The sequence below is a fragment of the Pseudomonas sp. FDAARGOS_380 genome, from assembly GCF_002591235.1.
Classification (GTDB): Bacteria; Pseudomonadota; Gammaproteobacteria; order Pseudomonadales; family Pseudomonadaceae; genus Aquipseudomonas; species Aquipseudomonas salmasensis.
This window is the reverse complement of record NZ_CP023969.1, coordinates 751,536-766,440: the sequence shown is the minus strand read 5'-3', so window position 1 is coordinate 766,440 and position 14,905 is coordinate 751,536. Positions and strand designations below refer to the sequence as shown.

The 14,905-nt window shown below is 62.9% G+C and carries 9 protein-coding genes; 5 read left to right on the top strand and 4 right to left on the bottom strand.

What is annotated here, in order from left to right; all coding sequences use genetic code 11:
• Nucleotides 1-62: 62 nt before the first annotated feature.
• Nucleotides 63-491: a hypothetical protein gene (locus tag CRN80_RS03660; RefSeq protein ID WP_098949589.1), complete on the top strand. Its 429-nt coding sequence runs from the start codon at nt 63-65 to the stop codon at nt 489-491.
• Here CRN80_RS03660 and CRN80_RS03655 read toward each other — a convergent pair.
• Both CRN80_RS03655 and cra read right to left on the bottom strand, forming a co-directional pair.
• Nucleotides 438-1,214, bottom strand: a complete 777-nt coding sequence (locus CRN80_RS03655) for a TatD family hydrolase (RefSeq protein ID WP_098949588.1) — start codon at nt 1,212-1,214, stop codon at nt 438-440. The two genes, CRN80_RS03660 and CRN80_RS03655, sit on opposite strands and share 54 nt — an antisense overlap.
• A gap of 2 nt (nt 1,215-1,216) precedes the next feature.
• A complete protein-coding gene (cra, locus tag CRN80_RS03650; protein ID WP_098949587.1) occupies nt 1,217-2,212 on the bottom strand; it encodes a catabolite repressor/activator in 996 nt (331 codons plus the stop codon).
• Between the two features lie 284 nt (nt 2,213-2,496).
• Between cra and ptsP the strand changes: the two genes are divergently transcribed.
• The 4 genes from ptsP to CRN80_RS03630 all read left to right on the top strand — a co-directional run bounded on the left by ptsP (nt 2,497) and on the right by CRN80_RS03630 (nt 9,745).
• Nucleotides 2,497-5,355 (top strand): phosphoenolpyruvate--protein phosphotransferase, encoded by a 2,859-nt coding sequence (ptsP, locus tag CRN80_RS03645; protein WP_098949586.1) that lies wholly within the window; start codon nt 2,497-2,499, stop codon nt 5,353-5,355.
• Nucleotides 5,356-6,276, top strand: coding sequence for a 1-phosphofructokinase (gene pfkB, locus CRN80_RS03640; protein WP_098949585.1), 921 nt, complete (start codon nt 5,356-5,358; stop codon nt 6,274-6,276).
• 11 nt (nt 6,277-6,287) lie between these two features.
• Nucleotides 6,288-7,997, top strand: coding sequence for a PTS fructose-like transporter subunit IIB (locus CRN80_RS03635; RefSeq protein WP_032893606.1), 1,710 nt, complete (start codon nt 6,288-6,290; stop codon nt 7,995-7,997).
• 206 nt (nt 7,998-8,203) lie between these two features.
• Nucleotides 8,204-9,745, top strand: coding sequence for an alkaline phosphatase (locus CRN80_RS03630; protein WP_098949584.1), 1,542 nt, complete (start codon nt 8,204-8,206; stop codon nt 9,743-9,745).
• A 137-nt stretch (nt 9,746-9,882) separates the two neighbouring features.
• On the opposite strand, the gene CRN80_RS03625 is transcribed toward CRN80_RS03630, so the two are convergent.
• Together CRN80_RS03625 and CRN80_RS03620 are read right to left on the bottom strand one after the other, a co-directional pair.
• A complete protein-coding gene (locus CRN80_RS03625; protein WP_098949583.1) occupies nt 9,883-12,408 on the bottom strand; it encodes a sulfite reductase flavoprotein subunit alpha in 2,526 nt (841 codons plus the stop codon).
• 123 nt (nt 12,409-12,531) lie between these two features.
• Entirely contained in the window at nt 12,532-14,847 is a 2,316-nt protein-coding gene (locus CRN80_RS03620; protein ID WP_098949582.1) for a TonB-dependent siderophore receptor, read from the bottom strand.
• Nucleotides 14,848-14,905 lie beyond the last annotated feature (58 nt).

Genomic DNA, 14,905 nt, shown 5'->3' with positions numbered 1-14,905 from the left:
TTATCGGGGCGTGAATAGGTGAAAATTTATTTCATCCGTCACGGTCACGAGGGGACAAAACGATGGCCGCCGCAATCGGTATCAAAGGGCATTGCGCCCAATGCAACATGACGTTTGAGCTCAAGCCCTGGCAACTGAACGCCATTGCCATTGAGGTGCCGTTTGACTGTACGTATTGCCACTGCGGTTTGCAGTTGGAGTGTGTCAAGCAGTTGCGCCAGTTCAAGGCCCTGGACCACTGGGCGCTGGTGCGCCCGAGCATGATCATGCTGACGTGCGCAACCTTGCTGATGGCCTTGGTCGCTGAATGGTTGGGGCTGCTCAGTGTGATCGGGCAACTGAACATTTCGCTGGTCGCCGTGCTGAGCCATTTGCTGGTGGTGCGCTATGCCCGCCATCGACAGACAATGACCTTGAAGTTGCAGGTCATCAACCCGCTACCAGTTGAACAGCTCGCACGCATTGCGTGTGCTCGCCTCAGCCAGCAATAAAGGGCTGATACCCATGCGCTCGGCCAGGGCCGTGCAGATCTGCGGCAGGTGCTGCGGGCTATTGCGCTGGTTGGGGTACATGGCTGGGGCCATATCCGGCGAGTCGGTTTCCAGCACCACGGCGTCGAGTGGCAACTGCGCCAGTACCCGGTGCATGCGCAGGGCCTGGGGCCAGGTGGCAGCGCCACCCAGGCCCAGTTTGAACCCGAGCTTGATGTACTCGCGTGCCTCTTCAGCGCTGCCGGCGAACGCATGGATGATGCCGCCTCTGGGCACGCGGATGCGCTTGAGGGTGGCAATCACGGCGGCGTGGCTGCGGCGAACGTGGAGCAAGGCCGGCAGCTGGAAATCCACCGCGAGTTTCAGTTGGGCTTCAAACAGCCGTTGCTGGCGCTCGTGGTCCAACTGTTCCAGAAAGTAATCCAGGCCAATTTCGCCCACGGCGCACAGTTGCCGGTGGCCATGCAGGCGCGTCAACCAGTCGCCCAGCTCCAGCAGGTCGGCAGGGCGATGCTCATCGAGATACACCGGGTGCAAGCCGAAGGCGGCGAACAGGCCCTCGTCCTGTTGCACCAAGTCCCACAGCCGCTGCCAATTTTTCTGGTACACCCCCAGCACCACCAGGCGCCGCACGCCGAGTTCACGGCTGTGGGCGAGGACATGTGAGCGATCGGGGTCGAAGTCCTCGAAGTCCAGGTGCGTGTGGGTGTCGATCAGCTCCACGCTCAGGCCTCGTGGATACGCTGCTTGAAGGTCCGGCCAATCGCATGCACGCCGGGTTGGTACTGTTCCTCTTCAATGGCGGCCAGGGCCAGACGCAGGGCGGTTTCGGCAATCAACTGATGTTGCTGGGCCATGGCGTTGACCGGCAGCGGCAGGAAATCCAGCAACTGCGTATCGCCGAAGGTGCCCAGGCGCAGGGGCCGCGACTTGAGCGGGAAGTCATGCAGCGCATCAAACACGCCTTGCAGCAGTACGTAGGAGGTGGTTACCAGCGCGTCCGGCAGATGCCCCAGGCGTTGCAGCAGTTGCTCCATCAGCTCTCGGCCGCAGTCACGGCTGAAGGCTTCGCCCTGTTCGATAATCACTTCGCCCGTGAAGCCTTGCAGCGCATCCCGGAAACCGGCGGTACGTGCCTGGCTGATGCTCAGTTCGGGCCGCGCGCCAATCAGTGCGATCTGCTTGGGCAGCGGTTGTAGCAGGCTGCTGGTGAGTTGCTGGCAGGCCTGGTGGTCGTCGCTGACCACGGAGCAGAACTGGTTCGGCTCCATCTCCCGGTCGATGGCAATCACCGGCAGCCCCTTGGCCTGCAGCTCGCGATAGCTGTCATCGCTGGCCGGCAGGCAACTGGCGACGAACAACGCATCGCAACGCCTGGCACGGAACAGTTGCAGCAGTTGGCGTTCGCTGTCCGCTTCATCATCGGAGCTGGCGATCAGCAACTGATAGCCTCGCGCCCGCGCACCTTGTTCCAGCAATTTGGCGATGCGTGCGTAGCTGGGGTTTTCCAGGTCTGGCAGGATGAACCCCAAGGTGCGCGTGTGCCGGCTGCGCAGCCCGGCGGCTTGAGGGTTGGGGGTAAAGCCATGGGCCTGGACCACGGCACGCACACGCTCAACGGTTGCGTTGCTGATGCGCTGCTGTTCGGCCTTGCCATTGATGACATAGCTGGCGGTGGTAACGGACACACCGGCCAGACGTGCGATATCACTGAGTTTCAAACCGGGATTTCCTTGTTTTTTGGAGCTCGCCCCGACATTTTGTCCAATCGTAACCGATTCCACCATTCGACCCATGTCCCACAGCAAGCGCCGAGTGGCCCTTCAAGCTTGCGCAATTAACGCGTAATCTGCCATGAATTCTAGATTAAACGTTTCAGCAAGCGTATTTTTACGATGTTCGCCGCTGAGTGACCACTGCCAATTGACCGCTCAGTCAGTTAATTTTGAACATATTTACCTACAACAATACCTAGTGCGCCCGTCGCACTAACTAGGAGAACGGCATGCTTGAGCTCACTGTAGACCAGATATCCATGGGCCAGGTGGCTGTGGATAAATCTGCTGCCTTGCACCTGCTCGCTGACAAATTAGTGGCCGATGGCCTGGTTGCCGAAGGTTATCTCAGTGGCTTGCAAGCCCGTGAAGCCCAAGGCTCGACCTTTCTCGGCCAAGGCATTGCCATTCCCCATGGCACGCCAGAAACCCGCGACCAGGTGTTTTCCACCGGTGTGCGCCTGCTGCAGTTCCCCGAAGGGGTGGACTGGGGCGATGGCCAGATCGTCTACCTGGCGATTGGCATCGCGGCTAAATCCGATGAACACCTTCGCCTGCTGCAACTGCTCACTCGTGCTCTCGGTGAAACCGACCTGGGCCAGGCCTTGCGCCGTGCTGGCAGTGCCGAAGCCCTGTTGAAACTGTTGCAAGGCGCGCCCCAGGAACTGGCGCTGGATGCACAGATGATCAGCCTGGGCGTGTCGGCCGATGATTTTGAAGAGTTGGTGTGGCGCGGTGCACGCCTGCTGCGCCAGGCCGACTGTGTGAGCAATGGCTTTGCCGCCGTGTTGCAGCAGGTCGACGCGCTGCCCCTGGGCGATGGCCTGTGGTGGTTGCACAGCGAGCAGACGGTCAAGCGTCCGGGCCTGGCCTTTGTGACGCCGGACAAACCCATGCGCTACCTCGGCCAGCCTTTGCACGGCCTGTTTTGCCTGGCGAGCCTCGGTGAAGCGCACCAGACCCTGCTTGAACGCCTGTGTGCCTTGCTGATTGAAGGGCGCGGCCAGGAGTTGGGGCGCGCCACCAGCAGCCGCGCGGTGCTGGAAGTGCTGGGCGGTGAACTGCCACCGGACTGGCCCAGCGCCCGCATTCCCCTGGCCAACGCCCACGGGCTGCATGCTCGCCCGGCGAAGATCCTGGCGCAATTGGCGAAAAGTTTTGACGGCGATATCCGCGTGCGCATCGTCGATGGCGCGGTGGGCGCCGTGTCGGCCAAAAGCCTGAGCAAGTTGCTCAGCCTCGGCGCGCGTCGTGGCCAGATGCTGGAATTTGTGGCCGAGCCGACGGTGGCCGGCGATGCACTGCCCGCCCTCTTGGCCGCCGTGCAAGAGGGCCTTGGCGAAGAGGTCGAGCCTTTGCCCACCGTGAGCGCACAGCCAGCACCGGTCGACATCGAACCCGTGCTTAGCGCGCCAGTGAGCGGTAGCCAACTCCAGGCGATTGCCGCCGCGCCGGGTATCGCCATCGGCCCGGCCCATATCCAGGTGCCGCAGGTGTTCGATTACCCGTTGCGCGGTGAGTCTGCCGCCGCCGAACGCCAGCGCCTGCACACGGCCTTGAGCGATGTGCGCACGGATATCCAGGGCTTGATCGAGCGTAGCCAGGCCAAGGCCATCCGCGAGATTTTCATCACCCACCAGGAAATGCTCGACGACCCGGAACTCACCGACGAAGTCGACACCCGCCTCAAGCAGGGCGAAAGCGCCGAGGCCGCCTGGATGAGCGTGATCGAAGCTGCCGCCAAGCAGCAGGAAGCCTTGCAGGATGCCCTGTTGGCCGAGCGTGCTGCCGACTTGCGTGACATCGGCCGCCGCGTGCTGGCCCAATTATGCGGCGTCCAAAGCGTGCAGGAACCGAGCGAACCCTACATCCTGGTGATGGAAGAAGTCGGCCCTTCGGACGTGGCGCGCTTGGACCCGTCCCGCGTTGCCGGCATTCTCACCGCCCGAGGTGGCGCCACCGCTCACAGTGCCATCGTCGCTCGCGCCCTGGGCATTCCGGCCTTGGTCGGTGCTGGCGCTGCGGTATTACTGCTCAACGCCGGCACGCCGCTTTTGCTCGATGGCCAGCGCGGTCGCCTGCATGTCGACCCCGACACCGCCACCCTGCAACGCGCTACCGTGGAGCGCGACAGCCGCGAACAGCGCTTGCAAGCTGCTTCGGCCCAACGCCATCAAGCGGCGCTGACCCGTGACGGCCACGCTGTGGAAGTGTTCGCCAACATTGGTGAAAGCGCCGGGGTGGCCAGTGCAGTGGAGCAGGGCGCCGAAGGTATCGGCCTGTTGCGCACCGAACTGATTTTCATGGCCCACCCCCAGGCGCCGGACGAGGCCACCCAGGAGGCCGAATACCGTCGCGTACTCGACGGCCTCAACGGTCGCCCGTTGGTGGTGCGCACCCTGGATGTGGGCGGCGACAAGCCCTTGCCCTACTGGCCGATCGCCGAAGAAGAAAACCCCTTCCTCGGTGTGCGCGGCATTCGCCTGACGCTGCAACGCCCGCAGATCATGGAAGCGCAACTGCGCGCGCTGCTGCGTGCTGCGGATAACCGCCCGCTGCGCATCATGTTCCCCATGGTCGGCAGCGTGGATGAGTGGCGCGCCGCCCGGGACATGACCGAGCGCCTGCGCCTGGAGATCCCGGTGGCGGACCTGCAACTGGGGATCATGATCGAAGTGCCTTCAGCCGCGTTGCTGGCGCCGGTGCTCGCCAAGGAAGTCGACTTCTTCAGCGTCGGCACCAACGACCTGACCCAGTACACCCTGGCCATCGACCGTGGCCACCCGACCCTGTCGGCCCAGGCCGATGGCTTGCACCCGGCAGTTTTGCAACTGATCGACATCACCGTGCGCGCCGCCCATGCCCATGGCAAATGGGTGGGCGTGTGCGGCGAATTGGCGGCGGACCCGCTGGCGGTGCCGGTACTGGTCGGCCTGGGTGTGGATGAGTTGAGCGTGTCGGCCCGCAGCATTCCCGAGGTGAAGGCGCGGGTGCGTGAGTTCAGTCTGAGCGAGGCCCAAGGCCTGGCGCAACAAGCACTGGCGGTGGGTTCGCCTGCCGAAGTGCGTGCCCTAGTGGAGGCCGTGTAGATGGCGAATATTCTGACTCTGACGCTGAACCCGGCGTTGGACCTCACGGTACGCCTGGCGCACCTGCAACCCGGTGAGGTCAATCGCAGTGAGGCGATGCTCACCCACGCGGCGGGCAAGGGCGTGAATGTGGCGCAAGTGCTGGCGGACCTGGGCCATTACGTCAGCGTGGGCGGGTTCCTTGGCAGTGCCAACCCCCAGGCGTTCAATGCGCTGATCAAGCGCCGTGGGTTTGGCGATGCCTTCATTCGTGTCCCCGGCGAAACCCGTAGCAACATCAAGATTGCCGAACAGGATGGGCGGGTCACCGACATCAATGCACCGGGGCCGCTGGTGACTGAAGAGGCGCTAAAAGCGCTGCTCAAGATGGTCGCGATCATTGGCCCGGAGTTCGATGCGGTGGTGGTGGCCGGTAGCCTGCCGCGCGGCGTCAGCCCGCAGTGGTTTAAAGGTCTGCTGGAGGCGTTGAAAGACCTCGGGTTGAAAGTGGCCCTGGACACCAGCGGCGAAGCGCTGCGCCTGGGGTTGGAGGTTGGCCCGTGGCTGGTCAAACCCAATACCGAAGAGTTGGCCGAGGCCCTGGGTAGCGCCACCGATGCCATCAGCCGCCTGCATCAGCAAGGTGTCGAGCATGTGGTGGTCTCCGACGGGGCCGCAGGCGTGACTTGGTACCGCCCAGGTGCGGCGCTGCACGCCACGCCGCCCAAAGTGGCAGTGGCCAGTACCGTGGGCGCCGGCGACTCGCTGCTGGCCGGGATGCTCCACGGTTTGCTCAGTGGCGACACGCCGGAGCACACCCTGCGCCGGGCCACGGCAATTGCCGCGATGGCAGTGACACAGATCGGTTTTGGCATCAGCGATGACGCGCAGTTGGCGCGTCTCGAAAGCGGCGTCGATGTGCGCACGCTGACAGAACAATAAGAGGGTTTGTGATGAAGTTAGCCATTGTTACCGCCTGCCCGAACGGCATGGTCACCAGTGTGCTGTGCGCCCGCTTGCTGGACGCCGCCGCCCAGCGCATGGGCTTGCACACCAGTGTTGAAGTCGTCGATGTGCAGCGCCCGGAGCGCCAGTTGTCCCAGGCGACGATTGATGATGCCGAGTGGGTGCTGCTGGTCAGCAGTACCCCGGTGGATATGCAGCGGTTTGTCGGCAAGCGTGTGTTCCAGAGCACGCCCGCCCAGGCGTTGGCGGATGTCGAAGGCGTATTGCGCCGGGGCGCCGAAGAAGCCCAGGTGTATGTCGCCGACGCCGCCCCGGTGGCGGCCAAGGCTGCGCCGCGTATCGTTGCGATTACCGCGTGCCCCACTGGCGTGGCCCACACGTTCATGGCCGCCGAAGCCTTGCAGCAGACCGCCCAGCGCCTGGGTTATGACTTGCAGGTCGAGACCCAAGGCTCGGTCGGCGCCCGCACGCCGTTGAGCCCCCAGGCGATTGCCGATGCCGATGTGGTATTGCTCGCGGCCGATATCGAAGTGGCCACCGAGCGTTTCGCCGGCAAGAAGATTTACCGCTGTGGCACCGGCATTGCTCTCAAGCAATCCGAAGCCATCCTCAACAAGGCCCTCGCCGAAGGCGCAGTGGAAAGCGCGGCCAGCGGTGCAGCGGCCAAGGCCGAGAAAACCGGGATCTACAAACACCTGCTCACCGGCGTGTCGTACATGTTGCCGATGGTGGTGGCGGGGGGCTTGCTGATCGCCTTGTCGTTTGTGTTCGGCATTCATGCCTTCGAACAGCCCGGCACCTTGGCGGCGGCGCTCAAGTCCGTGGGTGACCAGGCGTTCCTGTTGATGGTGCCGCTGCTGGCGGGCTACATCGCCTACTCGATTGCCGACCGTCCCGGCCTGGCACCCGGCATGATTGGCGGGCTGCTGGCGGGGACGCTGGGGGCTGGGTTTATTGGCGGCATCCTCGCCGGTTTCGTCGCCGGGTATTGCGTCAAGCTGATCAGCCGCGCGGTGCAACTGCCCCAGAGCCTGGAAGCGCTCAAGCCGATCCTGATCATCCCGTTATTGGCGAGCCTGTTTACCGGCTTGGTGATGATCTACCTGGTGGGGCCACCGGTCGCGCGCTTGCTCACGGGCCTGACGGATTTCCTCAGCACCATGGGCACCACCAACGCGGTGCTGTTGGGCATTTTGCTCGGCGGCATGATGTGCGTGGACTTGGGCGGGCCGATCAACAAAGCGGCCTATGCGTTCTCGGTCGGCCTGCTGGCCGCCTCGAGCGGCGCGCCGATGGCCGCGACCATGGCCGCCGGCATGGTGCCGCCGATTGGCATGGGCATCGCTACGTTACTGGCCCGACGCAAGTTCGCCCAGACCGAACGCGAGGCCGGTAAGGCGGCGATGATCCTGGGGCTGTGCTTTATCTCCGAAGGCGCGATTCCCTTCGCCGCCAAAGACCCGCTGCGCGTGATTCCAGCCAGCATCGCCGGTGGCGCGTTGACCGGCGCACTGTCGATGTACTTCGGCTGCAAACTCGCCGCGCCCCATGGTGGCTTGTTTGTGCTGGTGATTCCGAATGCGATGAACCATGCGTTGTTGTACTTGTTGGCGATTGTGGCGGGCAGTGTATTGACCGGGCTGGTGTATGCCCTGCTCAAGCGACCGGAAGCGGCCGAGCTGGCCGTGACTGCCTGACCCAGTAAAAGTGTGGGGGCAAGCCCAAATACCCTGTAGGAGCGAGCTTGCTCGCGAAGAACTCGCAGGCGCCGCGTTCATTCAGCAAGCCCGCGTGATCGTTGACGTTTTTCGCGAGCAAGCTCGCTCCTACAGTTGTAGCCTGTCATCTGCGCTTCATCCCATCATGCTTAAGTGGCCCTTTTGATACTCAAGAGGGCACCTGCATGAGCCACTTCGATCTGGGCCGCCGCCGTGTGATGCAAGCCGTGGGCGCCGGCCTGTTGTTGCCGGGCCTGGCGCCGGCGGTGATCGCTTCGGTGAAGGACCGGCCGCAACTCACTGACGGCGTGCAATCGGGCGACCTGCAGGGCGACCGCGCGATGATCTGGAGCCGCAGCGACCGCCCGGCGAAGATGGTGGTGGAGTGGGATACCCGCAGCGTGTTCAGCAACCCGCGCCGATTCGTCTCGCCCCTGGCCGACAGCCGCACCGACTTTACCGCCCGTGTCGAACTCACGGGGCTGCCGGTCGACCAGGCGATTTTCTACCGCGTGCATTTCGAAGACGCCCAGAGCGGCATTGCCAGTGAGCCCTGGTTCGGCCACTTGCGCAGCGTGCCGCAACAGCGGCGCGATATCCGTTTTGTGTGGAGCGGCGACACGGTCGGCCAAGGCTTCGGCATCAACCCCGATATCGGTGGCATGCGCATCTATGAAGCCATGCGCCTGCGCCTGCCGGACTTTTTTATCCACAGCGGCGACACCATCTACGCCGACGGCCCAGTCCCCGCGCAGATCACCACCGAAGGCGGGCGCATCTGGCGCAACATCACCACCGAAGCCAAGAGCAAGGTTGCCGAAACCCTCGATGAATATCGCGGCAATTACCGCTACAACCTGCTGGATGAGAACGTGCGCCGCTTCAATGCCGAGGTGCCGCAGATCTGGCAGTGGGACGATCACGAGGTGATCAACAACTGGTCATCGAGCAAGCAGTTGGATGAGCGTTACCAGACCCGCGACATCAACACCCTGGTGGGCCGTGCCCGCCAGGCCTGGCTGGAATACTCACCCATGCGCCGACAGAGCGCCGACGCTGGCGGGCGCATCTATCGCACGCTCAGTTATGGGCCGCTGCTGGATGTGTTTGTGTTGGATATGCGCAGCTATCGCGGGCCGAATGACGACAACCTAGGCGCTGAAAAACCCTTCCTGGGGCGTGAACAGTTGGACTGGCTCAAGCGCGGGCTCAAGGCCTCGCAAGCGCAGTGGAAGGTGGTCGCCGCCGACATGCCCATCGGCCTGGGCGTGCCCGACGGTGAAGTCAGCCCCGGTGTGGCGCGTTGGGAAGCGATCGCCAATGGCGACCCTGGCCCGGCGCAAGGGCGTGAGCTGGAGATTGCCGATCTGCTGGGGTTCCTGCATGAGCACAAGGTGCGCAACCACGTGTGGCTGACGGCCGATGTGCATTACTGCGCGGCGCATCACTACCACCCAGACCGCGCGGCGTTTCAGGATTTCGAGCCGTTCTGGGAGTTTGTGGCAGGGCCGTTGAATGCCGGAAGCTTCGGGCCCAACCCACTGGATAAAACCTTTGGCCCGCACGTGGTGTTCCAGAAGGCGCCACCGGCACAGAACACCTCGCCGTTTGCGGGTTTCCAGTTTTTTGGTGAGGTGCAGATTGATGGGCAGACGGCGGAGTTGACGGTGATGCTGCGGGACTTGGATGGGGTTTCCGTGTTCGAGCAAAAACTGCAACCCATCTGATTGGAATGCAATCAAAACTGTAGGAGCGAGCTTGCTCGCGAAAAACTCACAGACGCCGCGTTATTCAGGAAGCCCGCGTTATCGTTGACGTTCTTCGCGAGCAAGCTCGCTCCTACAGAAGGCAGGCATTAGCGGGGTCAGTAGACATCCCGACGATAGCGGCCCTGTTCGATCAGGCGCTCCAGCGCCTCATTGCCCAGAATGTCTGCCAGCGCCTGATCCACACCCGTCGCCATCCCCTGCAAGCTGCCACATACATAAATCGCCGCGCCATCCGCCAGCCATTTACGCAGCACATCCGCTGACTCGCGCAGGCGGTCCTGTACGTAGATTTTCTCCTCCTGGTCCCGGGAAAACGCCAAGTCCAGCAGGGCCAGGTCTCCATTGGCGAGCCAGCCTTGCAGTTCGTCCTGGCACAGGTAGTCGTGGGTGATATTGCGCTCGCCAAACAGCAGCCAGTTGCGCTGCTGGCCGTCGGCAATACGCGCCTTGAGCAAGCTGCGCAGGCCCGCCAGGCCGGTGCCGTTGCCCAGCAGAATCAGCGGCACAGGCGCGTCGGGCAAATGGAAGCCGCTGTTGCGCCGCAGGCGCAGGCTAATGGCCGAGCCGAGGGCGGCGTGTTCAGTCAGCCAGCCGGAGCCAAGCCCCAGGCTGCCGTCGGGGTGGCGCTCCTGGCGCACGATCAGCTCCAGCACGCCGTCGCTGGCAATCGAGGCGATGGAGTATTCGCGCATGCCCAGCGGTACCAACGCGTCCACCAGTGCCTGGGCGTGCAGGCCGACCAGGTGCGTGCGGTTGTCCGGCAGTTGGCGCGTGGCCAGGGCCTGGTCGAGGGTATGGGCGACGCCGTCGATTACCACGCCGTCGCTGCCGACCAAGCCCAGGCCGGCCAGGAAGTGTTCGATAGCCCACGGGCAATTGCGCGGCAGAACTTCCACCAGGTCGCCGGCCAGCCAGCTGTGCGCAGACGTGGATGTGAGGCCCAGCAGGTAGACGGGCGAGCCGACACTGTCGGGGTTGAGCAGGGTGCGTTGGCTCAGGGTCCAGTTTTCGTACTGAGCCGTCGGCCAGGCCGCTGTCGGTGCATGCCCGGTGAGCTGGCCCAGTTGCTGTTGCCAGGTCTGCAACGCCAGGGTGTCGCCACTGTCGACTTCAACCGGGGCAAACAGCGGGGTGCCGCCCTGGTTGGTCAGCCAGAAATGCAGGCGCCGCGCAAAGCCGCAAAAATGCTCGTACTGCCGGTCACCCAGGGCCAGCACCGAGTAGTTCAAGCCTTTGAGGGGCAGCGCCTGGCCGAGCACGCTGCGCTCGAAACCACGGGCGCTGTCGGGGGCTTCGCCGTCGCCAAAGGTACTGACCACAAACAGCGCGTTCTGCGAGTGGCTGAGGTCGTCAGGGCTGACACTGCCCAGCGGCTGCACCTTTACCGCCAGGCCCGCAGCCTGCAATTGCCCGGCCGTTTGCCAGGCCAGTTGTTCGGCAAAGCCGCTCTGGCTGGCGAAGCCGATCAGCCAGGCCGGCGCATCGCTGTGGTTGTCTGTCAGACCTTTGCGGGCATCGCGGACCTGGCGCTTTTTGCGGCGTCGGTCGAGGTACAGCAGCCAGCCCGTGATGAAAAACAGCGGCATGAGCAACGAACTGACGGTGAGGACAATCCGCCCGACCAGGCCGAAATAGCTGCCGGTGTGCAGCGCATACACACTGGTCAGCAACTGCGCCTTGAGGCTTTTGCTGGCGTAGCGCTCGTGGGATTTGACCTCGCCGGTGGCCGGGTCCAGGTTGATCTGGTTCAGCGCGCGGTCATGGGGCGATGAGTTGAGCAGGTAATACACAGTAGCCGGTTGCCCCGCCACCGGCGGCATCCGAATGTTGTAGGCGCTCAAGTCGGGGCCGGCGTTGCTGTAGATGCTGCTCCAGATCGCGTCGTAGTTGGCCACCGGAGCGGGGCCAGCGGGGGCTGGGCCGCGCTTGCGCATGCGCTCGTTCTGCGGCGCGTCGGACAGCAGTTTGGTCACGCCACGGTTGTACCAGTCGTAGGACCAATACAGCCCGGTCAGCGCCGCCAACAGATAAAACAGCAGGCACCAGGTGCCGAATACCGAGTGCAGGTCCCAATTGAAGCTGCGGCCCTTTTTGCGCCAGTCCAGGGTCAGCCAGACGCGCCAGCTTTTCACCTGGCGCGGCCAGCGCAGGTACAGGCCGGAGAGGCAGAAGAACAACAGGATCAGGGTGCAGGCGCCGGTGATATTGCGCCCGGTGTCACCGATGGCGAGGAAGCGGTGCAGTTGCAGGATAAAGCCGAACAGGTCCTGGCCGACCGCGTCGCCCATGTAGTCGCCGGTGTACGGGTCAAAGTAGCGCATCTGGCCACGGCGCTCGCCCGGTGGTGGGGTGAAGGACACGCGGCCAGCGTTGCCGCTGTCGCTTTCTACCCACAGCATGGCCACGGTATTGCCTTCGGCCGCTTCCAGCTTGCGTACCAGCTCGGCGGGCGGCAGTACACCGGTCTCGCGTTTTTGCACGCTCAACACGGTGGGGTTGAGCGCCCGCAGGATCTCGTCCTGGAACGAGTACGCGGCCCCGGTGACCCCCATCAAGGCCAGCACCAGCCCGGCCGTGATGCCGAAGAACCAATGCAACTGGAACAGGGTTTTCTTCAACACGTCGGAGCGCCTCGCTTAGCTGGATATCTGATCACGGCGCGCATTATGCCGTGAGTTGCCGAAAAACACGCAAAAGCCCCACGCATTCGATGTGTGGGGCTTCTGGCTGGAACTTTACCGCTTTTAGAAGTGGAAACTGGTGGTCAATAACGCCGTACGACCGGCCGCCTGGTTGGCGAAGTGCGCCGAGTAGGCTTTGTCGTAGTAGGTCTTGTCGGTCAGGTTCTGCACGTTCAATTGCAGGTCGACGTTTTTGGTCAGCTTGTAGCTGGCCATGGCGTCGTAGCGGGTGTAGGACGGCACATACACGGTGTTGCCGGCATCGCCGTAAACCTCATCGACGTAGAAGGCGCCGCCGCCGACGGTCAGCTTGGGCGTGATGTCGTAGGTGGTCCACAGGCTGAAGGAGTTCTTCGGCGTGTTGGGCATTTGGTTGCCTTTGTTGGAGCCGGCACTGACTATGCCGTTACGCCCGTTGAGGCCGGATTTGACCAACTCGCTGTCCAGGTAGGTGTACCCGGCGAACACTTGCCATTGATCGGTGAGCTTGCCGCTGGCCGACAATTCCACGCCATCGACCTGTGATTCACCCGCGTTTTCGTAGGTGAGTGCATCCACCAGAATGCGCGTGTTCTTCTTCTCGGTACGGAACACGGCAGCAGTCAGGGACAGGCGATCGTGGAACAGGTCCCACTTGGTGCCCAGCTCGTAGTTGACGGTTTCTTCTGGCTGCAAGTCGCTGGTGGCGGCACCGGCGGATAGCTGATTGGGATCGGCGCCTTCGCCTACCAAACCTCCAGGAGGTGTGGCTGAAGTGGCATAGGACGCATAGATACTACCGTTCTCCAAAGGTTTCCAGACCAGGCCGGCCTGCCAGTTGAAGAACTGGCTGTCGTCTTTGATCTTGCTGCGGGCTTTTACCGTCGCGCTCGGCACTGCGTTGGTGTTGGCTACGGTGTCAAAGGTGTCGTAGCGCAAGCCCACGTTCAGCAGCCATTTTGGATCGAGTTCGATGGTATCGAACACATACACGGCACGGCTGGTGGCTTTGGTGTTGGTGCCGTTGTAGTTGCGGGCGATGCTGCCGTTCCAGGCATCGTCGGGGTTCGGGTTGCCGAGCGAAGTACAGTTGCCGCCGCTGCTGCCGACTACGCTAGGCGTGCAGCCGTTGGGTTTTGGGTTACTGTTTGGAGTAACGGTGTAGCCACTTACGCGGGTTTCTTCGCCCGTGAATTCCAGACCGGTGGAATAGGAATGCTTCATACCTGCCAGTTGGAAATTACCGAACAGATCGGTCTGGTTAGTGGTCGTTGTGGTGGTGGAAACACGGCTGTTGGCACGACGCCATACGGTCCCAAACTGATTGACGTTGTGCTGGCTGTCATCAGGTTGCGTCAATACATAATCCTGACCGGTGCTGCCATGACGCAGGGTGTTTTTCAGGGTCATGTTGTCGTTCAGGTCGTGCTCGATGGAGAACGTGCTGATGTCGGCGCGGGTCTTGCGGAAGTCACGGCTTTTCAAACCATAGAAGTTACTGCTGTCGCCGCCATCGGTCGGCTTGTCGTGAACGTGCACCGCATTTGAGGCTGCGCTGCTATAGCCATACGGAATCCCCGAATCCGGCAGGTCATCACTTTCCATATGGTAGTAGCTGAGGTTGACGCGGGTCGGCGTGCCCAGGCCAAACGTCAGCGACGGTGCCACGCCCCAACGGTCGTAGTTCACCGCATCGCGGCCAGCCACGTTTTGTTCATGGCTCATCAGGTTCAGGCGGAAGGCCGCGCTGTCGTCGAGGAACTGGCGGTTCACGTCGAGCACGTAGCGGCGGGTCTGGTCGGAGCCGTAGGTAAAGCCGCCGTTGGTGAAGTCCCGCGCTTGTGGGGTCTTGCTCACCAGGTTGAGGCTGCCACCGGCCGAGCCACGGCCGCCGAACGAGGAGTTGGGGCCTTTGCTGACTTCGATGGACTCGATGTCGAAGATCTCGCGGCTCTGGCCGCCGGTATCGCGTACGCCATCGAGGTAGGTATCGCCCTGGGCGTCAAAACCACGGATGAACGGACGGTCGCCCTGAGGGTTGCCACCTTCACCGGCGCCGAAGGTGATACCCGGTACGGTGCGCAAGGCATCCTGCAACGAGGTGGCGGCGGTGTCCTTGAGTACTTGTTGCGGCACCACAGTGACCGAACGCGGCGTGTCCACCAGCGGCGCGGTGTACTTCTGCGACGAGGCTTTTTCCACCTGGTAGGAGGTGTTGTCCTGCTCTTGCCCTGTGATGTTGGTGGCGCCGAGGGAGATAGGGTTGCGCTCGCCTTTTGGCTCGGTATTTTCAGCCGCCTGCGCCAGGTGGGCGGCGGAGCCGGCGCTCAGGGCAACGCCGATGGCCGAAGCCAGCATGCGTGGTGAACTGACCGGTATTTTTAGAATAGTGCGCGACATGACGTGTCCCTTCCCCAAGGATGTGAGGCCGCGGAATATAGGGCCAACAAGACTTTGT